Raw genomic sequence first — 23,346 nt, 5'->3', positions numbered from 1 at the left:
CCCTCTGCCAGCCAGCCCCCCCGATCTCCACATCCTGCCAAAATGACAGCCCCTGGCTTTCCACTTCGACATTCCCCCTTCCCCGGTAGCTCCCTCCCCCCTCGCGCCGCGGCGATCTAAAGTAAGACGTCGCTCGCCGTCCCCGCCTTCTCTCGCCCCCGCCCGCAACCACATCGCATGACGGCCGGCCAACTTGCCAAGGGCAGCAAGCACTTTGCCGCCGTCGATCGGGACCATTCGCTCCTCTCTCCGAGCTTCCTGGCGTTGCTCGTCACCCAACTGCTGGGGGCGACCAACGACAATATTTTGCGGTGGCTGATCATCGGCATCGGCAAGCAGTATGCCGAGAATTCCGCCAGCGTCGCCGCGATCCTGACAAAGGGAACCGTGGCGTTCGTCGCCCCGTACCTGCTGCTCGCCTCGATCAGCGGTTACTTGGCCGATCGCTTCAGCAAGCGGCAAGTGATCGTCGTCTGCAAGGCGGCCGAAGCGGCGATCATGCTGCTGGCGATCGCGTCGATCCTGCTGGGGCAAGTCTGGGCGATGCTTGTCGTTTTGGCGCTGATGGGCGCCCAGAGCGCCCTGTTCGGGCCGGCCAAGCTCGGCAGCATCCCCGAGATCCTCGACGACAGCCGCATCTCCGCCGCCAACGGCATTCTGGGACTCACCACGGTCGTCGCCACCAGCATCGGCGCCGTCGTCGGCAGCGTGCTGGCCGACGTCACAGGTCATCACGGGCAGGAGCGGTGGTGGTTGTCGGCCGTCGTGCTGCTGGGGGTGGCCGCCGTCGGTTGGCTCACGAGCCTGGCCATCCGACCGCTCCCTGCGGCCGACCCGACGCGCACCTTCCCCTGGGATGCGGCTCGGCAAACGTGGCGCGATCTGCAAACCCTCGCCCACACCCCGGCCATGCTGCGCGTGGCGCTGGGGATCGCGTTTTTCTGGACGCTCGGCGGCTTGGCGAACCTCAACATCGATCAGTTCGCCGTCGAGGGGCTCGCCACCAAGCAATCGCAAATGTCGGGGCTGTTGGTCTGCTTGGTGGTCGGCGTCGGGGTCGGCAGCGTGTTGGCCGGCTTCTGGTCCAAGGGCAAGGTCGAACTGGGGATGCTCCCCCTGGGCGCCGGCGGGCTGGCGATCGTCACCTATCTGCTCTTCACGATCGAAGGAGAGCTCTTCGACCCGAGCGGCGAGTGGACCCTCAGCTACGTCGCCGCCGCGGCGCTGCTGTTTCTGTTGGGGTTTAGCGGCGGGTTGTTCGACGTGCCGCTCGCCGCGTACATGCAGCACTACAGCCCCCAGGACCGCCGGGGCTCGATCCTCGCCGCCAGCAACTTCCTCACGTTCAGCGGCATCGTGCTCGCCTCGGGGGCGTTTTGGATGCTGCGGCTGCCGACCGCCGAGGCCGAACTCGAGCACGTCCAATCGGTGCTGACGACCCCCGCCGAGAAACAATTGGCCGGCGAGCTGTGGGACGCCATGCGCGCCGCCAAGACCGCCGGCGAGCCGATCGACGTCGCCGCGATGATGCGCTCGCACCCCGAGTCGCATCATGTCGTGGAAAAGGTCTACGACGAACTGCTCGGGCATCCGCTGTTGTCGGCCCGGCAGATCTTCCTGCTGTGCGGCATCCTGACCGTGCCGGTGTTCGTGTACATCGTGGTGCTGATCCCCCAGGCGACGATTCGGTTTCTCGCCTGGCTGGTGACGCACACCGCGTACAAGATCCGCCAGTTCGGTCGCGTGAACCTGCCCGAGGAAGGGCCGGCCCTGTTGGTTCCCAATCACGTGTCGTGGCTCGACGGGCTGCTGCTCGTGGCGGTCGTTCAGCGGCCCTTGCGAATGATCGTGACCGGCAGCTTAGTGAACCGCTGGTGGTCCCGGCGACTGGCGCAAATCATGGGGGTGATTCCCATCCTGCGGACCCCGAAGGCGGCCCGCGGCGCCATCGAAACTGCCCGTCAGGCCCTCCGCGACGGCGAGTTGGTCTGCATCTTCCCCGAAGGGGGCGTCACGCGCAGCGGCCAGTTGCAGCCGTTTCGCCCCGGGATGCTCGAAATCCTCAAGGGGGTCGACGCCCCGGTCGTACCGGTCTACCTCGACGAGTTGTGGGGCAGTATCTTTAGCTTCCGCGGCGGCAAGTTCTTCTGGAAATGGCCCCGCGCTTGGGGCCGAGCCGTGTCGATCTGGTTCGGCAAGCCGCTGGTCAAACCCCGTAACATTCTCGAAGTCCGCAGCGCCGTGCAGCAGCTCGGCGCCGATGCGGTCGTCGGCCGGAGACAGCACGCCATGGTCCTTCCCCGCGTGATGATCCGCAAATGCAAGCGGGCCCTCTTCCGCTGGAAGATCGCCGACTCCACCGGCGCCGCGCTCACCGGCGGGCAATTGCTGATGCGGTCGCTCATTCTGCGCCGGCTGCTGGCCCGCGAGGTCTTCCGCGGCAATACCCCTGCCGACGAGAAGTACGTCGGCGTCCTGCTCCCCCCCTCCAACGGCGCGGTGGTCGTCAATGCGGCCCTCACCCTCGCCGGGCGCGTGGCCTGCAATCTCAACTACACCGTCAGCGCCGACGTGATGAACGCGTGCATCGCCAAGGCGGGCATCAAGCACGTGCTGACCAGCCGGCGGGTGATGGACAAGCTCGACATGCGGATCGACGCCGAGGTCGTGTTGCTCGAGGACTTCGCCCCCAAGGTGACCCGCGGCGACAAACTCGCCGGCGTCGCGCTCGCCTACGCCGCCCCGGCGACGGTCCTCGACCGCATGCTGGGTCTCACGCGCATGAACGGCGACGACGAACTGACGGTCATCTTCACCTCCGGCAGCACGGGCGAACCCAAAGGAGTCGTGCTCACTCACCACAACATCGGCTCGAACGTCGAGGCGATCGACCAAACCGTTCATCTCCGCCCCGACGACGTCCTGCTGGGGATCGTCCCGTTCTTCCACTCGCTGGGGTTCACCGTCACGCTGTGGACCGTGCTGGGGCTCGACGTGCGGGCCGCGTATCACTACAGCCCGCTCGAAGCGAAACAGGTCGGCAATCTGGCCCGCGAGCGGGGCGCCACGGTCCTGTTGGGCACGCCCACCTTCTTGCGCAACTATCTCAAGCGGTGCGAGAAGGAGGACTTCGCCAAGCTGGAGATCGCCGTCGCCGGCGCCGAGAAACTGCCGATCGCCCTTTGCGAGGCCTTCGAGCAGAAGTTCGGCGTCCGTCCCGTCGAGGGCTACGGCACGACCGAGCTCTCGCCGCTGGTCAGCGTGAACGTCCCGGCGAGCCGCAGCCACTCGCGCGAGCAGGATTGCAAGGAGGGGACGGTGGGCCGCTGCGTCCCCGGCGTCGCCGCCAAGATTGTCGACCCCGACACGTTCGCCGAGTTGCCGGTCGACGCGCCCGGCATGTTGCTCGTCAAGGGCCCCAACGTCATGAAGGGCTACCTCGGCGAGCCCGAGAAGACCGCCGCGGTCATCCGCGACGGCTGGTACGTCACCGGCGACATCGCCAAGCTCGACAAACTGGGCTTCATCGAAATCACCGGCCGCTTGAGTCGCTTCTCGAAAATCGGCGGCGAGATGGTCCCCCACCTGCGGATCGAGGAGGAACTGCAAAAGTTCTTCGGCGGCGATAACCAAGACGATACCGTCGTCGCCGTGACCGCGGTCCCCGACGAACGCAAGGGAGAGCGGCTAGTCGTTTTGCACCTGCCGACCGACAAGACCCCCGGCCAGGCGTGCCAACATCTCCAAGCCGCCGGCCTGCCGAATCTCTGGATCCCCGATGAACAGGCGTTTCTCCTCGTCGAAGCCATTCCGCTTTTGGGCACGGGCAAACTCGATCTCAAGGGGCTGGCGGATACGGCCCGCGCCCGCATGAGTTGATCGCGCTCGCGACGTGCTGGCCGAGGCCCGGAGGCCGATCCGAGCGGATCGCCCGCCGCTGGCGTCGCCAAAACCACGCCATCTCCGCAATCGACCACTCTTAAGTCGCATTCCGGCCCCCTTCAACTTGACCCCCTCGCAACGTCTGGGGATGGTGAAATTTGAGATCCGCGGTCGTTCTGTTTCTTTCAGAGGCAGCACAGAACGACCGTCCTCGTCGGATCGAGGCTGTCGCCTCGGAAACCGGCTCGTTCATCTCGCCCGTCGCGATGGTCGCAACGGCGGGCGTCTCGGTTCAGGAACAGTCAACCAGCGGCAGCTCGCGCCGACCGACGGTCGGCGCTTCGAACCCGCATCGTGCCGGCCCCCCCCTCGTCAGGGCGACAGCCGGCTCGCGCGGGCTTCGTCGTCGCGTCCGCCCGATAGGAAAGCTCGATGCCCTCGTCGCTTCTCGCCCGCACCGTTCGCTTGGCAATCTTGGCGCTCGCCGTCGCTCCGGCCGCGACCTTCGCCCAGCTTCCCTCGTTCCCTGGCGCCGAAGGCTTCGGCGCCCTCGCCACCGGCGGGCGCGGCGGCAGCGTCTACATCGTCACCAACCTCAACAACTCCGGAGCCGGGTCCTTTCGCGACGCCGTCAGCCAGCCCAATCGCACCGTGGTGTTCGAGGTCGGCGGAACGATCAACATCACCTCGCAGTTGGTCTTTTCGAACAACATCACCGTCGCCGGTCAGACGGCGCCCGGCGGCATTGCCGTCTACGGCCACGGCGCGTCGATGAGCAACCGCAGCAACATCATCGTCCAGCACATGACCTTCCGCCAAGGAATCAACTCCCCCAGCGGCACCAAGGCGCTGGGGATGAGCAACGGCAGCAACATCATGCTCGACCACGTCAGCGTGAGCTGGGGTCGGTGGGACAACATCGGGTTCACCGAAAACTCGAACAACATCACCATCCAAAACAGCCTGATCAGCGAGCCGATCGATCCGCAGAACTTCGGCGGCCTGATCGACGCGGCCCGCAACATCACCGTCGCTCGCAATCTGTGGGTCGACAACCACAGCCGCAATCCCAAGGGGAAGGCGGACATGCAGTACGTCAACAACGTGGTGTACAACTGGGGCAGCAACGGCTACGTCGGCGGCCACTCCTCGGCCCCCTGGAAGCAAGATCTCGTCAACAACTACTTCATCGCGGGGCCCAACTCCTCGCTCGGCAACGCGCTCACCCAGTTCTCGAGCACCGATCTGGTCCACCACGCGGGCAACCTGCTCGACACGGACCGCGACGGCGTGCTGGGGGGCCGGGCGGTGGTCGATTCCGACTTCAAGGGGAACTCGACCGGCGAAGCCCCCACGTTCATCTCCTCGCCCCAGAACTCGCCGACGATCCCCGTCACCGTGACGTCCCCCCTGGAAGCCTACGACTACGTGCTGGCCAAAGCGGGCAACTACCGCTATCGCGACAGCGCCGACCTGCGCGTGGTCAACCAGGTCCAATCGCTCGGCACGGCCGGGGCCGTCATCGTCAACGAGTCGGTCGTCGGCGGCCCTCCGACGATCGTCGGCGGCGTCGCCCCGCTCGACACGAGTCGCGACGGAATCCCCGACGCCTTCAAAATCCAGCATGGCTTCGGCGTTCACGACGTCATCCACAACGTGAACTCGGGCAACGGCTACACGTGGCTCGAACGGTATCTCCACTCGCTCGTCGACGCCGACCTGCCGAACGTCGAAGCCCCGTCGACCTCGCCCTGGACGATCAGCACCGCGTTCGGTCGCGGCGCCGACGCCGAGGTCTCGGAAAACGGCGTCCCCGCCGTCAGCGGCGGCAACGGTTTGGGCCCTTCGATGAACGCGCGCTACGTCGGGGCCTCGGGCGACCGCAACGAGTACGTTCTGCTGCGGTTCGATCTCGCCGGCGTCGAGGCCGATTCGATTCACGGCGCCAACCTCCAACTCACCGCCTTCCGCGACATGGCGAGCCACAACCTGCGGGTCTGGGGGCTCAAACCCGAAGCCGCCGGCCAACTGTGGGACGAAGCGACGGTCAAGTTCGACTCCGCCCCCGCCTTGGCGTTCGACGGCAACAGCGGCACCCGCGGCCTGCAACAAAGCCAAGTGACGCTGCTGGGCGAGTTCTCCACGGCCGGCGTCACCGAAGGAGGCTCGATCAACTTCGCCAGCGCCCAATTCGCCGACTACCTGAACCAACTTGCGGGCGTCGACGTCGGCGGCGCGGGGGGCCTCGCGACGCTGATCCTTGAACGCGTCACCGAGAACACCGGCCAATCTCGCTTTGCCTCGAAAGAAGCGACCAATCTGCAATCGACGAGCGCCGGCAGCGTCGCGGACGGGACCTATGCGCCGCTCCTGCAATTGCAAATTCTCGATCCCGAGCTGGCCGGCGACTTCGACGGCGACGGTCGCGTCGACGGCCGCGACTTCCTCCACTGGCAGCGGGACCCCGGCGCCGGCGATCTCGCCGACTGGATCGCCGACTACGGCGCCGGCGACGCTCCCTCAGCCGCCGCCAACGTCCCCGAGCCGCAAACGCTGGCGCTGATGACGTTGATCGGCATCGCCGCGATCGCACGCCGCCGCTGGTCGGTCTGAACAACGACGTCGCCCTGAGCACAAAGCCTGCCGCCGCCTCTTGTCGAGGGTTCGAGTGCAATGCGCGTCCGCCCGCCTTGCGAACCGCGCCGGAAAGTTTGCGCCCAGGTCGCGAGTGCTTCCGTCGTTCGGTCCCGTTTGCGATCCAGCGCCCTGTCGTTGCGTAAATCAGTCCGCCTGCAGTGATTCCGCTCTAATCTTTCTTGCCACGTGCGCAACTCGCGCTTATTCTCCAACTGCGTTGCAGGACCAGCGGTCTGCGACGTGCCGCACTTTTCGACTCATACAACTGCAGCCGCTCCTCTCGTCGTTGCTCTTCCCCTGCGCACGCTGCTTCGCGGTGCGCGTTCGCTTGTCACATCTCGTCCGTGGAGGCCCCCCATGATGATCAGCAGACTCTCGTCGCACGCCAACCGTGCAATCACGTCGATCTGCGTCTGTCTCGCGCTCGCGCTGGCGTCGTCGGCCCGCGCGGAACTGAAAGTTTACGAAGGCTTCGACTACACGGTCGGCAACCTCGCCGGCGCCGCCGGTGGGACCGGATTTGCCGCCGGGTCCTCCTGGGGCCTCACCGGAGGCCCCGCCGCCGTCCAAGCCGGCAGCCTCGGCTACACCGACGCCAACGGCAAGCAGCTCGTCACCAGCGGCAACAGCGCCATGATCAGCGGCGCCAGCGGCACCAACGCCCAAGTCGTCCGCGCCCTGGCCGACACCTATTCCGAGGGAACGACGTGGTGGAGCTTCGTCGGCGTCCGGCTCGAGCCCCACGCCACCGATCCCTCGTTAGGCGACAACGTCAATCGCGCCGCCAGCCTGCAGATCCGCAACGGCTCGAGCGAGCGGCTTGCCGTCGGCAAGGGGACCACGGCCGCCAACGCGCAAACCAACTGGTCGATCCTCCACAGCGGCGCCGTCGCCAACGCGGTCTATTCAACCGAATCGGTCCTCACCCAATCGTTCCTCCTCGTGCGAATCGACCACTTCGGCGATTCAAGCGCCTTTGACGACGTCTGGCTGTGGGTCAATCCGCTGCTGGACGCCGAGCCGTCGACCGTCGACGCCGACGCCCGCTTCGAGAACATCCTGGACTTCACCTTCAACGGCCTGCGGATGTTCGCCGGCAACACGACGTCGCCCAATCTGTGGGCCGAGATGGCGCTCGACGAAATCCGCATCGGCACGACCTACGACTCGGTCACCCCCTACGTCACCGGCGGCGGGTTCCTCGAGGCCGACTTCAACCAGGACGGCGTCGTCAGCCCGGCCGATCTGACGATCCTGCAAACCAACTACGGAACCGGCACGACCAACGCCCAGGGCGACGCCGACGGAGATCACGCCGTCGGAGGAGCCGACTACTTGATCTGGCAGCGCCAGTACAACGCCGCGGCGCCATCGACCGGCGCGATCGGCGCCGTCCCCGAGCCCGCAACGCTCGGCTTGGCGCTCGTCCTCGCTGCAGCCGCGCTCCCGCTGCGGCGACGACGTTAGCCCTCGGCGGCTCGCAGTTCGTCCGCTCGGCGATCGCGCCGGGGCGGGGGCAGCCGGCCTCGCCGGGCCGTCCCCGACGCGCGCCGGGGCGCCGGAATGCCGGACGATCGCTCCGCTCCGTGGCGCTCCTGGCCTCAGCGGCGTTCCCCCAGATCACGAGACTCCTCTCTGCTACAATCCTCGCGGAGGCGCACCTTTGTTGCCGCGAGTGTCAGGAGGAGTCATGAGCTTCGTCGTCCGCAATCAAGTCGCGCTGGTCACCGGCGCCAACCGGGGCATCGGCAAGGCGATCGTCGAATCGCTTCTCGCCCACGGCGCCGCCAAGGTCTACGCCGCAGTCCGCGACCCCGCCTCGGCCGAGCCGCTGGTCGCCGCCCACGGCGCGCAGGTCGTTCCGCTGGCCCTTAATCTGGCCGCTCCCGCGACGATCGCCGCCGCGGCCCGCGTCGCGACCGATGTCACGCTCGTGGTCAACAACGCCGGCGTCCTGCGATCCGAAACGCCCCTCGCCCCCGGCGCCCTCGACGCGTTGGCGTTCGAGTTCGACGTCAACGTCTGCGGCCTGCTGCGCGTCGCCCAGGCGTTCGCCCCTGTGCTGGCCGGCAACGGCGGGGGGGCCTTCGTGCAGCTCAACAGCGTCGCCTCGCTCCGGGCATTCCCCCCGTTCAGCACGTACTGTGCGTCGAAGGCCGCCGCGTACTCGCTGACTCAATCGCTCCGCGCTCAACTCGGCGAACAAAACACCCTGGTCGTCAGCGTCCACCCTGGACCGATCAAGACCGACATGGGGCGCGACGCCGGCCTGGAAGAGATCGCCGAACCCCCGTCGGTCGTCGCCGAATCGATCGTCGCCGCCTTGGCCGCGGGCGAGTTCCATGCCTTCCCCGACGCGATGGCCCGCCAAATGGGGCAAGCCTACGAAGGTTTTGCTCGCAATGTCGTCGAGGCCGAAGGGGAGGAAGGGTGAGCAGGACCACGGGCCCAAGACGCGCAAACTGGCTGGCGACGCGCCCCGTCCCCTGGCCATTTTTTATGGTCGCAATTGGCCGCGCATTACGAGATAATCCCCTGTGTTCGACGACGGAGAAGCGTCGTTCGCAGCCGCGGCGAATAGAAGCCGTCGGCGGATTGGCAGGCTGAATTCGCCGCCCGGCGCGCCGGCGGTTCCCGGGGGCTTGCCGAGCCGTTCGACGCTTCGCTCGCAAGACGCGGCGCGACGCCTCCGTCGACCACGAGCCGCCGCTGCTGACGTCACTTCCGCTTTCCTACGCGGCAATACGCTCCAGAGAGGTCGCTTGCTTCGAGCGTTGGGATCCCAACTTTTTTTTTCTTTTCCGTTTGAGAGGACGACGCAATGCGAGAACCGCGGCCGAAACGGGGCGACGCTCCGCCCCCTACTCCAACAACGGCGTGAACGCGAACTTGGCCCCGTCGAACAGGCCTTTGTCGCTCAGCTTGAGCGCGGGGATGACCAGCAACGCCATGAAGCTGAGCGTCATGTACGGCGCCCGCAGCGTCGAGCCCCAGCTCTTCACGGCGGCGTCAAGTTCCTGGTACGCATGCCCGACTTCCTCGCACGTGCCGGTCGCCATCAATCCGGCCACCGGCAACGGCAGCACCCACCGGTCCCCGCCGCGGTGATCGACCGCCGCGAGCCCGCCCCCCGCGTCCATCACGGCGTTGATCGCCGCGGCAATGTCGTCGTCCGTGGCGCCCACGGCGATGACGTTATGCGAGTCGTGCGCCACGCTGGACGCCATCGCCCCGGCGTGCAATCCGAAGTTCTTCACGAACGCCACGGCCGGCGGCGCCTTGGCGTAGCGATTCACGACGACCATTTTCAGCACGTCGCGCGGCGGGTCGCTGACGACCTCCCCCTCGACCACCGTCGGCTCGACGGACAGCCGATTCGTAATCAATTGCCCGTCGAGCGCCTCGATCGTCTGCAGCGTCAGCCCCGTCCGGGCCGGCACGCGCAGATCCTCGGGCCGGACGTGCGTCGGCACGAATTTGTTCGCCACGGGGGGCTCGACCCGCTCGATGAGCGTCCGACCGTTCTCCGCGACGAGGCGCCCGTCGATCCAGGTGCGCCGCACGCGGAACTCGGTCAGCGAGTCGACCTCAATGAAGTCGGCCGGATCGCCGACCTGCAACCGCCCCACGTCGAGCCCGTAGTGCTCGATCGGCACGAGGCACGCCGCTTGCAGCGCGTCGAACGGGTCGATCCCCCCGGCCACGGCCCGGCGGACCAGCGCGTCGATGTGACCCGCGAGCAACTCGTCGGGATGCTTGTCGTCGCTGCACAGCATGACCATCCCGGGGTGCTCGCCCAGCAGCGCGTAAAGCGCGTCGAAATTGCGCGCAGCCGAACCCTCGCGGATCGAGATCTTGCACCCCGCGGCCAGTTTGTCGAGCGCCTCCTCTTTGGTGAAGCACTCGTGGTCGGTCGTCATCCCCGCGGCGACGTACGCGGCGGCCTCCGCGCCTCGCAGCCCGGGGGCGTGGCCGTCGACCGGCTTGCCGCGCGACTGGGCCGCGGCGATCTTCGCCAGGCACTCGGGGTCCCCGTGCAGCACGCCGGGGAAGTTCATCATCTCGCTCAGGTAGCGAATCCGCGGGTCGTCCAGCAACTGCTCGACCTCGGCCACGGTGATCGTGGCGCCGGCCGTCTCGAACGTCGTCGCCGGCACGCACGACGGGGCGCCGAAGTTGAACTTCAACGGACACTGCGCCGCGTTGGCGAGCATGTACTCGACCCCCGCGACTCCCAGCACGTTGCCGATCTCGTGCGGGTCGCTCACCGTGGCGACCGTGCCGTGCACGACCGCGGCGCGGGCGAACTCGGTGGGCACAAGCATCGAGCTCTCGACGTGGACGTGGGCGTCGATGAACCCGGGAAGCAGAAAGCCCGCGTCGGCCGGCGCCTCGGCGAGCGGCTCGACCGCCGCGATCCGCCCCTCGGCGACGGACACCAGGGCGGGAAACACGCGCCGGCCCGCGACGTCGACGACACGGCCTGCGACCGAAAACGATGCGCTCATGACGATCCTGCGAGTGAGTGCAACACGAACCGAGCGCGCACGAACCGCGTGCGACGCGAGCGGCTGCCGCCGCAAGCCGCGTGCGATCCCTTGCACAGGGCGAAAACTACGACTTCCGTCGCCGCCGGCCGCCGCGGGGCCGGCCGCCGCGCGCGCCGCTTCCGCCGCCGCCGCGTCCGGGATTGGCCTTCCGCGCCGCCATGTTCGTCTCGACCATCACGCCGATCGCGTCGGACCAAGTCGGAATGTTCTTGTGCGAGGTCGAGCGCGTCGGGCCGTGGTCGTCATCCTCGTCGCCGTCATCGTCCGCATCGCTGCGCGAGGATCGTTCGCGCGCCGGTTCGTCGTCGTCCTCGTCGTCCTCGTCGAGCGGGTCGCGCTTCGCGCGACCCGGTTTGTCGTCTCGCTCGCCGCCGCTCTCGTCCCCCTCGCCGCGCCGGCGACGCCGACCGCGCCGACGACGCCGAGGACGCGGTTCTTCGGACGAATCCTCTTCGCGATCCTCGTCGTCCGCGGCCCCGTCGACCGGCTCAGTCGCCGCATCCTGTTCGTCGCCGTCGAGGTCCGGCTCGTCGAGTTCGGTTTCGGTCTCGCGCGCCGACCGACCGCGACCACGACCCCCGCGACGCCGGCGACGTCGACGACGGGGCCGGTCCTCGGAGCCCTTTTCCGAATCGTCCTCGCTCGACTCGTCGCTCTCTTCGTCCGCCGACCGCTCCGCCTCGATCTGAGAATCGTCCTCGTCAATCACCGACGACGCGTCCTCGTCGATGTCAACGAACGCTCCGCGGCGGGCTTCTTCGGCCTCATCGATCTCAAACGCGCTGCCGAGCGTGGCGAACGAGCCCGCTTCAAACAGCGCGTCGAACGCGCTCCGCGCCGCCTCGCCGCTCAGCTCCGGCTCCGTGCGGGCGGGATCGTCGCTCTCGTCCGTCTCCTCGACGACCTCGACGAGATCGTCTTCCCAGGAATCGTACTCTTCCTCATCCTCCTCGACCGCGGCCGGGACCGGGGGCTGCGGAGCGGGCCGCTCCTGCCGAGGGGGCGCCGGTTTGGGCGCCGGCGGAGCGACGGCGGCTTGCGGGGGCGCGGCGCGGCGCGGGGCCGGCGGGGCTTCACGAGCCTCGACCCCGAGCTCGCCGGCCAGGGCGTCCCAATCGCCCGGCTTGGTGGTCGGGGCCTCGTGCCGCGGCGTCTCCGAGACGATTGTATGCTCGATGGCCGGGCGACGACGCTCCGCCGCGTCATCGGCCGGCTGGGCCCCGATGGCTTCGGCCAGTTGGTCCCAAGTTGACTTCGATTTCGGTTGATCCATAGCCGCCGAATAGTGCGAGACCGCCGCGACCTGCAAAGCGCGGCAAACCGGCCCGCCGTCACGGCGTCGGGCCAATCGCTCAATATAGATTCTCCGCCACGCCCGTGAAAGGACGCCGCGAACCGTCCTGGACATCGACCTGGTCCGGCTTGATCAATCGCCCCTTGGTCGCATTCGACCGTGAGCGAGAGAAATAGCTTGCATTCGCACGGCAATCGGTTAGTGTACATATGTTTATATCCTAAAATCCGAACGCCGTCGTTGACCCCGACCATCGCCTGCGCTGCGAGCCCGTCGCATGTCGATTGAAGTTCCCCTTGAGCAGTTGCAGGGCGTGGTCGAGGAGGTTGCCGCCGACCTGCTGGCCGAGGGAGGACTGTTGGCGCCGCCAGTCGATGCGTTCGCGCTGGCCGACCGGCTGGGGCTGGCCGTGGCCCGCGACGGGTGGGGGGCAAGTCGGGCTCGGCTGGTGCGACTTGCCGGCGGCGGAGGCGCGCCGCGGCCGGCGATTCTCGTTGCCGACGACCCGCGACCGGAGCGTCGCCAGTGGGCCGTCGCCCACGAGATTGGCGAGAACGCCGCCCATCGCGTCTTCGCAGCGTTGGGGCTCGACCCGCACCACGCCCCGACCGGCGCGCGGGAAACGATCGCCAACCATTTGGCCGGCAGCCTGCTGCTGCCGCGAGAGTGGCTGGTCGACGCCGGCGCCGCGTGCGACTGGGACCTGACGGAACTCAAGAGCGCCTTCGCCACCGCCAGCCACGAACTGCTCGCCCGGCGCATGCTGGAGATGCCGCCGCCGGTGATCGTCACGCTCGTCGACCAGGGTCGACCGGTCTGGCGCCGCAGCAATGTGCTGCCCCGCGCCCCGCGGCTGAGCGACGCAGAGCTGGCCGCGTGGCGAACGGCCCACCAGCGCACCGCTGCGGTTGCCTGCGCGCCCGAGCAGCTGCCTCCCGGCGTGGCCGACGTGCGGGCGTGGGCGATCCACGAACCGCATTGGCGTCGCGAGATCGTACGCACGCAATTGGAGGAGCTCTGGTGAGCAAGCCGCCCGGGTCCTGCGAAGACGCTTCGCGCCGTTCGCGGCTCGCGCGGTTCCGACAAGCGGAAACGGGCGAGCTATGCCAGGTTCCGCTGGCCGACCGCGCGGGCCAGTTCCTCGGCCAGGGCATCGACGCAGTACGGCTTGCCGAGCACGGCGCAGGCGCCCGCGGCGCGGACGGCGGCGTGGTGCTCGGCTCGGGGGAAGTCGAGCAGGGCGACAACCGGGGCCGCGCGCGGGGCCAGTCGGCCGGCAAATGCGGTCAGGGCCGCGGTCTCGACGTCGTCGAGTTGCCCCCCGTCCCAGATGCCCGCGACGGGCGCCGCGTCCGACGCCCCCCCGGTGCGGTGCGTGTTCCACACCTCCGGCCGATGCCGCGGCTGCCACACGCAGCGCCAGCCGTGGGGCTTGAGCGCCAATTGCAGGGCAATGAAGCTTTCGTAGTCGCCGACGTCGATCGCCACCCGATTGGCCGCCGTTTTGTACTCGCCGTTGCGAGTTCCGTTGGCCCCGGCAAGCCGGCTGCGCCACGCCGGCCAGCGCGGGTCGACCAGGGGATCGGCCCACGCCGGCTGGCGCCCGCCGTGGCGATCGGCAAGCGCTCGACGCCACCAGGCGGCGAACTCGTACCAATACAAGCGCGGCAATCCGGCGAGCGGGCGGCCGGTGCGCCACTCCCCCTCGCACCACGTCCCGGCAACGACGACCACCCGAGTGAGCGGCGCTGCGCGGACCAACGCGGCCGCCTCGTGTTCGGCAAAATACCCGGGCCGCGGCTGGGCAAGCAGGACGACCTCCGGGGGATTCGGATTGCCGTCGATCCGCTCGATCGCCGCGGAGAGCGTGTCCAACACGGGGCTCGGCGCCTGATCTCCCAGCACGGTCGTCAGCACGCCGAACTCCCGGGCGTGCCACGGCCCGACGCCCCATGCAACGCTTTGACCGCCGCCGTCGGACGGCTCCGGCTCGGCATCGATCGTCAAGAGGCAGGGGTCAGCGTCCATGTCGCACGTTCGCGGGGTTCATGTCGCCGGGGTCAGGTCGAGGTCGTCAGCCCGCAAAGTGAGCGTCGCGCTGGAGCACCAGTTTTCGCACAGCCGCGGCGTCGGGCGCCGCGCGCAACTCGGTCAGCCATGCGGCGTCGTTGATGATGCGGCTCAAGCGGGCGAGGATTCGCAAATGTTCCTGGTCGTTGGTCGCCGCAATGAGAAAGAAGATGTCGGTGAGCCCCCCGCCCCCGCCTCCGAAGGGGATCCCCCCGGCGACGATTCCCAGCGCGACCACCGGCCCGCCCAAGATCGACGCCTGGGGCCGACGAGGGTGGAGCAGAGCGACGCCGACGTCGAGCGCGGTCGACATCATCTCCTCGCGCGCCGTGATCGCCTCGGCCATTTTGTGCGGGTCCCACAGCAACCCGGTGTCGGCGGCGAGTTCGGCCATCGCGGCGATCACCTTCCCGCGGGTGCGAGCGGCCAGCGGCGCCGCGACCGCCTCGGGGGGCATCAGCTCGGCCAGCGGCGCGTGCGACCCCATCACGTCGGATCGTTCGAAGCTCGATTCGAGCGCCGCCAACTCGACCTCGTCGCTCGCTCCGATCCGCTCCTCAAGCCACTGATTGATCTCCGGCCGCGAAAATCGCCACTCCCCCCCGATACGACGCCCCGGCACTTTGCCGCGCTCGGCCATCCGCGCCACCTGCGCCGGCATCAGGTGCAGGTACACGGCGAGCGTGGCGATGTCAAAGTCTTCGTCAGCCATAACGCGATGCGCAATCATGCACGTCACGAGAGAAGGGAAACAGCCGAACCGTCGGCGTGACAGCAATTGTCAGCAGCCGCCGCGACCGTGTCCAGCGAAAACTTCCCAGCGCTTCCCCCGCCTTGCCTCTCGCCGACGTGCATCGCTGGACAGCAATCGCGAAGGAACGCAGCGGGACGCAAATCGCACTCGCAAGGGAAGACCCGGCTCGCGACCGGTTCGATCTCGCGGTCCGAGAAGCGCCGACAGACTCATCGCGTTCGCGCCGACCTGTGCGCTTTCGCGACATGGCGCGAGATCGCCAGACGCAGGCGTCGCGGCCCGACCTCGCTAGCAACGGAATTGCCCCGCGGCGAACTCGCCTTGACGCATCGGGCGGAATGCGGTCAACTCCCGCCGCTCTCGCAACGTCGTCGCGACCCAGGCGAACGACGCGCCGCAGCAGCCAGGACGGCCGCTCGGCAAGCGACGAGCGGAGCGAACGAGAACGGATTCTCGTTCCCGCGACGACACACTGAGTCGACGGCGTTCCCGCCCGCAAATCGGGGACGGCGCTGACCGCAGGCAAGGAGGCCTGTCGCCATGTCGCTAGCGCCCAACTCGTTCGGCGTCTCGCTCGACGCCCTGTTCGCCCTCGCCGACCGCACCGGAGCCCCCGGAATCCGCGTCTCGGCCTGCACGGCCGATTGGCGCGACGTTCAAGCGGGCGATGCGTTCGTCGCCGTCCTGAGCGACGACGACGACGGACACGATCACGCAGCCGAAGCAGTTCGTCGCGGCGCCGCCGCGGTGATTTGCGATCGTCCGGTCGCCGCGTTCGGCGTCCCGGTCTATCAGGTCGAGGATTCGCGCATCGCCTACGGCGAGTTGTGCCACGCGTTGGTCGAACACCCCTCGCGACAGATCAAGACGATCGGCATCGTCGGCACGCACGGCAAGACTGCGGCGGCGACGCTGCTGGAATCGATCTTCCGCGCCGCCGACTTCGAGTTCGGCGTTCTCAGCTCGACCAAGACGAGCGACGGCATCTCGGTCGGTCCCGGTTGGGGCGAAGCGCCCTCCCCTGTCGAGTTCGCCTCGCGCCTGGCTCGCATGGAAGCGGCCGGCTGCACGCACGCGATCGTCGAGACTTCGAGCGCGGCCTTGGCTCAAGCCCGGTTGGCCGGCGTCGAGTTCGACGCGGTCTGCGTCACCTCGATCAGCGAGCGGCGGCTCGACCTGCACCACACGCGCGAAAACTATCGCAACGCCGAGCGGCGCGCCCTGGATCTGCTCTCCCCCACGGGCATGGCCGTGCTCAACGCCGACGACCAAGTCTGCTGCCGGTGGCTGGCGGAACTCGACGCTCCCGCGCTGACCTACGGCTTGGGCGACGCGGCCCAGATCATGGCGACGATCGTCGAGGAAAATGCGACCGAAACTCTGTGGGTCCTCGCGGCCGGGGAGGACTCGGCCGCGATTCGCTCGACCGTCGTCGGTCGCAAGCATGTCGAAAACTGTCTTGCTGCAGCCACGGTGGCGCTGGTCGAGGGGATCGATCTGGAGACGATCGCCCGCGGCATCGAACAGGTCGGCGTCATGCCGGGCCAGATGGAACGAATCGACTGCGGGCAGGAATTCCCGGTGTACGTCGACTCGGCCGCCGCGCCGCATTCGCTGGCCGCGGCGCTGCGGACGGCTCGTCAGTTCGCGGCCGGGCGCGTGATCTGCGTCTTGGGCGACTCGTTGCCGAACTCCGTCGACGAAACGGCTTCGCTGCGCAGCGTGATTCGCAAACTGGCCGACGTGGCGATCGTGACCGATCGCGCCGCCGGCAATCTGAATCCTGACGACCAGTGGTTGTCGACCGACCGTTTGCAGGTGGTCGCCGACCGCGGCGAGGCGATCGCCTGGGCCGTCGCCATGGCCGACGCCGGCGACGTGGTCGTCGTGGCCGGCAGCTTCGCACGACCGCGATTCGCGTTCGGCGAGCGTTCGGAAACAATTGGCGACGTTGAGGCGGTGCGCGAAATGCTTTACGCCCGCAATGTTCCCGCCCTCCGGCTTGCGGCCTGAGGGGACTTCACGAGGGAGTTGACATGAATTTGATCGTCGAACAAACGCCTCTTGCGACCGTCGGCGAGTGCGGCACCCGCCGCTCGTTGCGGCCGCGGCTGATGGCAGCCCCCGGCGCCACGATTCTGTCGGCCCCGCACGCATCGCCGGTCGTGGCCGAAGCCGCGCTCGACTCGCTGCGGCAGTTCCGGGCCGCGGGACGTCGCGTGATCTGGTGCGATGCGACCGAATTGGCCGATTCGCCCCATGTCGATCTGCACGCCTGGGGCGCGCGGTTCGTCGAGGACGGCCAAGCCGACGCCGTGATCGTGAGCGGGCACGGAGCCCGCGAGTTGGCGACGGCGGCTCGCGACGCAGGCCTGCCGGTGGGCCGGGTAGTCGTCTGCAGCGACGATCCGACTGCACGGAATCTGCTGAACGATTCGCTCATCCCTGGCGACACGGTGCTCGCCCTGGGGATCAGCGCCGCCAGTTGCGACAAACTCGCCGAACGGCTTGCCTCGCGATTCGAAGTCGCGGCGCACGCCGCCTAGCGGGGAAAACGAGAAAACGAGAGAAGGTTCAAGAGACAAGGGCGAGAGTCGTTTCATTCGACGGTTGCGGGTCAGCTCCCGGACCTCCGACCTCTCGCCATCGTACTCGCCTTCGCCACAAACCATTGCCAAGTTCCATCGTTGGTTCGTCGGATTGCGGGGTCTGGCGAACCGCCCTCCCTGGGGTTGGAGCATGATGTCCTGGCGAGCAGCATCTGGGTCTGCGGCTCGCTCGGGCGCTTCACGATGGAACTTACGTCCGGGGGCTGGGGCGATCCTTGCGATCGCCCCAGTCGCCCGGCGGATCCACGCCGGCTTCCTCCCGAGTCGGGCGAGGGGCAAGGGACCTGCGATGCGGTCGCGCCGCGTCGCCGCTCCCATCGCCCCTCCCCGGCGAGGCGAGGGGCCGCGTCGGGCGTTCCCATGCGCTCCGCACGTTCTTTCCGACCGACCCATATCATGACGCAAACCGAAGCGCTGCCGACCTCGGCCTGACGGCCGTCCGCTCCGCGCAGCGTGCGACCCGCTCCGACGGTCGCGCCGCCGGCGCCCCGATTGGCCGTGTCGACCTCCAGGACGTTTTTGCAATGGCTATGAATCCCCACGTCTTGTTCGCCGGCGGCGGTTCCGTCGGGCACCTTCATCCCGGGCTGGCCGTCGCCGAGCATCTCGCGGCGCGGATGCCGGGGATCGACCTCACGTTCGCCGGGGGCGGGTCCGCGCGCGAGCGGCATGCCGTCAAGACCGCGGGCTTTCGCTACACGGTCATCCCTTCGCAACCGACGCCTCGCAACCCCGTGCAGGCGCTGCGGTTCGTCACCGACAACGTCGCGGGCTACTGCGCCGCAAGGTGGATGCTGCGCGAACAGCGCGTCTCGCTCGTCGTGGGATTAGGAGGCTACACCAGCGCGGCGATCGTCCGTGCGGCGGTGGCGCGGGGCATTCCGGTCGTGCTCCTCGAGCAAAACGCGGTCCCCGGATGGACGACGCGGTGGCTGTCGCGCGGAGCCTCGCTGGTGTGCGCGGCGTTCGAGGAGGTGCGGCCTCACCTGCACGTGCAAGCCCCGGTGCAAGTGACCGGCAACCCGGCGCGGCCGTCGTTCGAGCAACTCTACCGCCGATTGCAGCAGCGCTCGACGTCGGCAAGTTCCGCGGCAACAGGAAGCGCCGACTCGTCGCTCGAACTGGTGGCTAATCAGCCGTATCGTCAACGCCGACTGGTCGTTCTCGGCGGCGCGGCGGGAGCGCGGTCGCTGAACGAAGCGGTCCCCGCGGCTCTCAAGAAGTTGGGAGATCGGCTCAAGGGATGGCAAATCGTCCACCAGACGGGCGAGGGGCAACTGCAGGAGACCGAAGCCCGTTACGCCGCGCTGGGACTGCAGGCGTTGGCCGTCACTTACATCGACGAGATCGCGTCGGTGCTGTTCGCCAGCGATCTGGCGATCAGCCGTGCCGGCGGGATGACGCTGGCCGAGTTGTCGCTCGCCGGCACGCCGTCGGTGCTGGTGCCGTACCCGCAAGCGGCCGACAATCACCAGATCGCCAACGCCAAGGTGTTCACCGCCGCGGGGGCGTGTCGGATGATCGACGAATCGTCCCAGGCCGGGGCGCTCGACGCGGCGCTGACGCGCGAGCTGGAGCCGCTGCTGGCCGATCATCACGTGCGGGCCGAGATGACCCGCAACATCCAGCGGTTGGCGCGGCCGCAAGCCTCGGCCGAGATCGCTGCGGCGATCCGCGATCAACTCTGCGGCGGGTCGACGGTTCGGTTGGCGGCCTGAGAAATCGGCGCCTCGGCGTCGAGGCGCCGGGAAACCAAGTGATCGCAAGTCGCTCATCGAGCCGACTTGCCTTGCACGTTCCGCGGGAACACGATTCCGCCTGCGCAGGCGCACTCGCCTGCGCTCCTGCGACAATGCGGTGCGCAGTTTTCGTGTGCGCCGCTCTCGCGTTTGCGACCGGGCGAAGATTAGGATGAGAATCGACGTCGCAACAAACGTTCGTCGAGCCCGCCTCGCCGATCGTCGCTTTGTCGCCCAGCCGCCTTGCGCCGCGCCGCTCGCAGCGAGCCGCCGCACCGGGGCCGCCTCCTCACACGTCATGCCGCAGAGTGAACATCGAGGACGCTTGCCATGCAAGTCACGCCGCTGCGTTGTGCGCACTGCGCACCGAGGTCGCGCCGCCGATCTCGGGGCTTCACCTTGGTCGAATTGTTGGTCGTCATCGCGATCATCGGCGTGCTGGTGGCGCTGCTGTTGCCGGCAATCCAAGCGGCGCGCGAGGCGGCGCGCCGCAGTCAGTGCCTGAGCAACCTGCGTCAAGTGAGCTTGGGGCTGTTGAACTACGAGTCGGCCAGGAAGTCGTTTCCCTCGGCGTTTGACTTCCCGGCCGGGACCAACCCGGCGACCTCGCCGAACATCGGGCCGAACTGGATCATCCGCGTGCTCCCCTACATGGAGCAGCAGACGGTGTACGACCGGTTCGATCTGACGAAGTACATCTCGGACACGGCGAACGAACCGGCGCGGACGACGGTGATCGACGCGCTGCGGTGCCCGTCGGATTCCTTCGCCTATCAACACATGGAAGTCCAAGGGCCGCGGACGCCGGTCTACTGGGCTCGCGGCAACTACGCCGCCAATGCGGGCAACGGACCGTTGCTGACGACCAGCACCGGGGCCACGATCGGCATCTTCGGGCCCGACTCTCCCGGGTGGAAGGACGACAAACGCCGCGGCGTGATCGGCCCGAACGTCGCGGTGAATCTGCGGCAGATCACCGACGGCGGCAGTTCCACGATCCTCGTCGCCGAGGTTCGCTCAGGCGTCACCCCGCGCGACCGTCGCGGCACGTGGGCGATGGGCCAAGCGGGGAGCAGCGTCCTGTTCTGGTTCGGATCGACCGGCGACGCAAACGGCCCGAACGTCTGCAACGCCAATGCCGACGACGTCGCCGGACCGACCAGCGCGGATCTGACGATCCTGGAACAGGAGTGCATGCCCGACTACACCGGCGACGACTGGGCCGATCAGGCGACGACGCGCAGCGCCCACCCGGGGGGCGTCAACCTGGGCATGGCCGACGGAAGCTCGCACTTCGTGTCGAACGAGGTCGAGACCAGCGGACCGTACGGCGCCTGGGGGACCGTGTGGGACAAGATGATCGCCAGCGCCGACGGGCAAGTCATCGGCGACATGCCGTTCTGACCGAGCAACCGCGGACGGGCGCGGAGGAATGCGGTCGTGATCGCTCCGTCTGACGTTGCGTCCGTCTGCTGAAGTTCGCCGCATCGATGAGTTTGACTTGACCACACCCTGAATCAAGGCGCGTCCGCCGCATGTCACGTAATGCGACAGGCCGATATGTCATTATGAATCGCACCTTCAACTTCGCCCTCGCAGCCTGCTTGTCGCTCCTCGGGACCGGGTGCGGGCCGAAGAGCGGGCTGATTCCCGTGACCGGTACGGTGAAGGGCGCCGACGGAGCGCCGCTGGGAGGCGAGAACGCGCTGGTCGTGTTCCAACCCGTCGCGGGGGGCAAACCGGCCGTCGGCGACGTCGCCGCCGACGGGTCGTTCGCTTTGACCACGACGACCCCCGGCGACGGAGCGAACCCGGGGGAGTACAAGGTGGTGCTCAAGATCTGGAAGAGTTACCGCGACCAGACGCTCGCCGTGCCGGCCCGTTACGGCGAGGCGTCGACGACGCCGCTGAAGGCCCTCGTCGACGCCGCAACGACGAAATTCGACTTTGTCGTCGAGCAGTGACTGGAGGCCCGGCGATCCCCACGAGCGAGGGAATTGGCCGCCGAGGCCACGAAGGGATCCCCGTGCCGACAATCGCTGTTCGCAACGGCGCAGGCGTCCAAGCCGGCCGGAGGGGACGCGCATCGCTCGATTCGCGTCGCCGAGTCGCTTGCCCGCTGCGGAGTCTGCGCCCCCTGTGGCGAGTTTCTCGGCCGCGGCCCGGCGGTGATACCCTGCCAAATTGAAGGGTGGCTCCCAGGGGCTCCCCTAGGGGCTCTGCTGCGCTGCGCCCCCAGCCACTCTTCCAAGGGCGCAAAGGCATCACGACCGGAAGCCCGCAGCGATTGGCGGCGGCGCGCCCTGGGTCTACAATCAGGGGTCTCGCTCTCCTGTGCCCTCCCCCGCTATACGCCGAGCCCCTCCGTGTCGTCGCAATTTACCGAGAATCTCCAGCGCGGACAGTCGAAAGGCCGTTACGCCTTCGTCAGCCTGGGATGCCCGAAGAACCTCGTCGACAGCGAGCGGATGCTGGGGATGTTGCGGCTGGACGGCTACGAGCTGGTCGCCGAGCCCGAGGGCGCCGACTTCGCCATCGTCAACACATGCGGCTTCATCGAAGCGGCGCGGGCCGAGTCGTTCGGCGCGATCGACGAGATGCTCGAGCTCAAACGGCAAGGCAAGCTGCGCGGCGTCATCGTCAGCGGCTGCCTGGCCGAGCGGCAGAAGGAGTCGCTGCTCGAGGAGCGGCCCGGGATCGACCACCTCGTCGGGGTGTTCGGGCGCGAGGAGGTGACCAAGGTCGCCGATCGACTGGTCGGGGGGCTTGAGGAACAGCGAACCGTGTTTCACCCGGCGCCGGTTCGCCCGCTCCCGGACACGGCCCGGATGCGGATCACGCCGCGGCATTTTGCGTTCCTCAAGATCAGCGAGGGATGCGATCGGCTCTGCACGTTCTGCGCGATCCCCAAGATGCGCGGGCGTCACGCCACCAAGCCGATCGAGGAGGTGATCGCCGAAGCTCGCGAACTGGCCGCCGACGGCGTGCGCGAACTGGTCGTCGTGGCTCAAGACACGACGTACTACGGCATGGACCTGTACGGCGAGCCACGGCTCGCCGAGCTCTTGCGGCAACTCGAGCAGGTCGAGGGGCTCGACTGGATTCGGCTGATGTACCTGTACCCGATGTATTTCACCGACGACGTGATCGACGTCATCGCCGGCAGCGAGCGAATCGTGCCGTATCTCGACATGCCGCTGCAACACGCCAACGACGTGATGCTGCGGCGGATGCAGCGCCGCGTGACGCGGGGCGAGACGGAAACGCTGCTCGCCAAGTTGCGCGAGCGGATTCCCGGGCTGGTCATGCGGACGACGTTCATCACCGGCTTTCCCGGGGAGACCAACGAGCAATTCGCCGAAATGGTCGAGTTCGTCCGCGAACAGCGGTTCGAGCGGGCCGGAGTGTTCACCTACTCGCTGGAGCCCGACACCCCCGCGGCCAAGCTGCCCGACCACGTCCCCGAGGAGGTTAAGGAGCAACGGCGCGAAGAGTTGATGGCCGTCCAGCAGGAGGTGGCGTTCGCGTGGAACGAGTCGCAACTGGGACGGCAGTTGGACATGCTGATCGACGCGCCCGTGCCCGGGGAGCGCAACGCCTGGGTGGCCCGCAGCTTTGCCGACGCCCCCGACGTGGACGGGGTGGCGTACGTCACGGGCGCGGGACTTCGCCCCGGGGCGCTGGTAAAATGCGAAGTCGTGGCGAGCCAGGGATACGACCTGATCGCCGCCGCCTGCGGGAAGCCGAGGTAGGATCCGAACCACGAACGCCGAAACAAATCCGATCGTCGCCTAGCGAATCACGCAAAGGG

15 protein-coding genes are annotated in these 23,346 nt (G+C 68.0%); 11 read left to right on the top strand and 4 right to left on the bottom strand.

Annotated features, from left to right (window positions below; all coding sequences use genetic code 11):
- Positions 1–177: 177 nt before the first annotated feature.
- The 4 genes from KF688_06140 to KF688_06125 all read left to right on the top strand — a co-directional run bounded on the left by KF688_06140 (position 178) and on the right by KF688_06125 (position 8,953).
- Positions 178–3,879, top strand: coding sequence for an MFS transporter (locus KF688_06140; GenBank protein ID MBX3425242.1), 3,702 nt, complete (start codon positions 178–180; stop codon positions 3,877–3,879).
- A gap of 435 nt (positions 3,880–4,314) precedes the next feature.
- Positions 4,315–6,495 carry a PEP-CTERM sorting domain-containing protein gene (locus KF688_06135; GenBank protein ID MBX3425241.1) on the top strand — a complete coding sequence of 727 codons (2,181 nt, stop codon included), beginning with the start codon at positions 4,315–4,317 and terminating at the stop codon, positions 6,493–6,495.
- 381 nt (positions 6,496–6,876) lie between these two features.
- On the top strand, positions 6,877–7,986 hold the full coding sequence (locus tag KF688_06130) for a hypothetical protein (protein MBX3425240.1): 1,110 nt from the start codon (positions 6,877–6,879) through the stop codon (positions 7,984–7,986).
- A gap of 223 nt (positions 7,987–8,209) precedes the next feature.
- Positions 8,210–8,953: an SDR family oxidoreductase gene (locus tag KF688_06125; protein MBX3425239.1), complete on the top strand. Its 744-nt coding sequence runs from the start codon at positions 8,210–8,212 to the stop codon at positions 8,951–8,953.
- Positions 8,954–9,380: 427 nt separating this feature from the next.
- On the opposite strand, the gene ade is transcribed toward KF688_06125, so the two are convergent.
- Together ade and KF688_06115 are read right to left on the bottom strand one after the other, a co-directional pair.
- Positions 9,381–11,027: an adenine deaminase gene (ade, locus tag KF688_06120; GenBank protein ID MBX3425238.1), complete on the bottom strand. Its 1,647-nt coding sequence runs from the start codon at positions 11,025–11,027 to the stop codon at positions 9,381–9,383.
- Between the two features lie 106 nt (positions 11,028–11,133).
- Complete coding sequence (locus KF688_06115; GenBank protein MBX3425237.1) at positions 11,134–12,342, bottom strand: hypothetical protein; 1,209 nt, start codon at positions 12,340–12,342, stop codon at positions 11,134–11,136.
- 298 nt (positions 12,343–12,640) lie between these two features.
- Here KF688_06115 and KF688_06110 point away from each other — a divergent pair, with 298 nt between their 5' ends.
- Entirely contained in the window at positions 12,641–13,387 is a 747-nt protein-coding gene (locus KF688_06110; protein ID MBX3425236.1) for an ImmA/IrrE family metallo-endopeptidase, read from the top strand.
- A gap of 77 nt (positions 13,388–13,464) precedes the next feature.
- On the opposite strand, the gene KF688_06105 is transcribed toward KF688_06110, so the two are convergent.
- Both KF688_06105 and KF688_06100 read right to left on the bottom strand, forming a co-directional pair.
- Positions 13,465–14,391, bottom strand: coding sequence for a hypothetical protein (locus KF688_06105; GenBank protein ID MBX3425235.1), 927 nt, complete (start codon positions 14,389–14,391; stop codon positions 13,465–13,467).
- 46 nt (positions 14,392–14,437) lie between these two features.
- The gene (locus KF688_06100; protein MBX3425234.1) at positions 14,438–15,163 is read right to left on the bottom strand and encodes a PTS sugar transporter subunit IIA; all 726 of its coding nucleotides are present in this window, start codon (positions 15,161–15,163) and stop codon (positions 14,438–14,440) included.
- 564 nt (positions 15,164–15,727) lie between these two features.
- Here KF688_06100 and KF688_06095 point away from each other — a divergent pair.
- The 6 genes from KF688_06095 (at position 15,728) to rimO (ending at position 23,287) form a co-directional block, all read left to right on the top strand.
- Positions 15,728–17,200, top strand: coding sequence for a hypothetical protein (locus KF688_06095; GenBank protein MBX3425233.1), 1,473 nt, complete (start codon positions 15,728–15,730; stop codon positions 17,198–17,200).
- 23 nt (positions 17,201–17,223) lie between these two features.
- Positions 17,224–17,733, top strand: a complete 510-nt coding sequence (locus KF688_06090; GenBank protein MBX3425232.1) for a hypothetical protein — start codon at positions 17,224–17,226, stop codon at positions 17,731–17,733.
- 587 nt (positions 17,734–18,320) lie between these two features.
- Positions 18,321–19,514: an undecaprenyldiphospho-muramoylpentapeptide beta-N-acetylglucosaminyltransferase gene (gene murG / locus KF688_06085; GenBank protein MBX3425231.1), complete on the top strand. Its 1,194-nt coding sequence runs from the start codon at positions 18,321–18,323 to the stop codon at positions 19,512–19,514.
- Between the two features lie 351 nt (positions 19,515–19,865).
- Positions 19,866–20,939, top strand: coding sequence for a DUF1559 domain-containing protein (locus KF688_06080; GenBank protein MBX3425230.1), 1,074 nt, complete (start codon positions 19,866–19,868; stop codon positions 20,937–20,939).
- Between the two features lie 164 nt (positions 20,940–21,103).
- Positions 21,104–21,499, top strand: a complete 396-nt coding sequence (locus KF688_06075; GenBank protein ID MBX3425229.1) for a hypothetical protein — start codon at positions 21,104–21,106, stop codon at positions 21,497–21,499.
- A gap of 402 nt (positions 21,500–21,901) precedes the next feature.
- Positions 21,902–23,287, top strand: coding sequence for a 30S ribosomal protein S12 methylthiotransferase RimO (rimO, locus tag KF688_06070; protein ID MBX3425228.1), 1,386 nt, complete (start codon positions 21,902–21,904; stop codon positions 23,285–23,287).
- Positions 23,288–23,346 lie beyond the last annotated feature (59 nt).

Source organism: Pirellulales bacterium (assembly GCA_019636345.1).
In the GTDB taxonomy this organism is placed as follows: Bacteria; Planctomycetota; Planctomycetia; order Pirellulales; family Lacipirellulaceae.
Note: the sequence above shows the minus strand (reverse complement) of the source record. Positions and strands in the feature narration are given on the sequence as shown.

Excerpts from the sequence above, each read along its gene's own strand:
- KF688_06140 (MBX3425242.1), top strand. The coding sequence starts at position 178 with ATGACGGCCGGCCAACTTGCCAAGGGCAGCAAGCACTTTGCCGCCGTC.
- KF688_06135 (MBX3425241.1), top strand. The coding sequence starts at position 4,315 with ATGCCCTCGTCGCTTCTCGCCCGCACCGTTCGCTTGGCAATCTTGGCG.
- KF688_06130 (MBX3425240.1), top strand. The coding sequence starts at position 6,877 with ATGATGATCAGCAGACTCTCGTCGCACGCCAACCGTGCAATCACGTCG.
- KF688_06125 (MBX3425239.1), top strand. The coding sequence starts at position 8,210 with ATGAGCTTCGTCGTCCGCAATCAAGTCGCGCTGGTCACCGGCGCCAAC.
- ade (MBX3425238.1), bottom strand. The coding sequence starts at position 11,027 with ATGAGCGCATCGTTTTCGGTCGCAGGCCGTGTCGTCGACGTCGCGGGC.
- KF688_06115 (MBX3425237.1), bottom strand. The coding sequence starts at position 12,342 with ATGGATCAACCGAAATCGAAGTCAACTTGGGACCAACTGGCCGAAGCC.
- KF688_06110 (MBX3425236.1), top strand. The coding sequence starts at position 12,641 with ATGTCGATTGAAGTTCCCCTTGAGCAGTTGCAGGGCGTGGTCGAGGAG.
- KF688_06105 (MBX3425235.1), bottom strand. The coding sequence starts at position 14,391 with ATGGACGCTGACCCCTGCCTCTTGACGATCGATGCCGAGCCGGAGCCG.
- KF688_06100 (MBX3425234.1), bottom strand. The coding sequence starts at position 15,163 with ATGATTGCGCATCGCGTTATGGCTGACGAAGACTTTGACATCGCCACG.
- KF688_06095 (MBX3425233.1), top strand. The coding sequence starts at position 15,728 with ATGTCGCTAGCGCCCAACTCGTTCGGCGTCTCGCTCGACGCCCTGTTC.
- KF688_06090 (MBX3425232.1), top strand. The coding sequence starts at position 17,224 with ATGAATTTGATCGTCGAACAAACGCCTCTTGCGACCGTCGGCGAGTGC.
- murG (MBX3425231.1), top strand. The coding sequence starts at position 18,321 with ATGGCTATGAATCCCCACGTCTTGTTCGCCGGCGGCGGTTCCGTCGGG.
- KF688_06080 (MBX3425230.1), top strand. The coding sequence starts at position 19,866 with ATGCAAGTCACGCCGCTGCGTTGTGCGCACTGCGCACCGAGGTCGCGC.
- KF688_06075 (MBX3425229.1), top strand. The coding sequence starts at position 21,104 with ATGAATCGCACCTTCAACTTCGCCCTCGCAGCCTGCTTGTCGCTCCTC.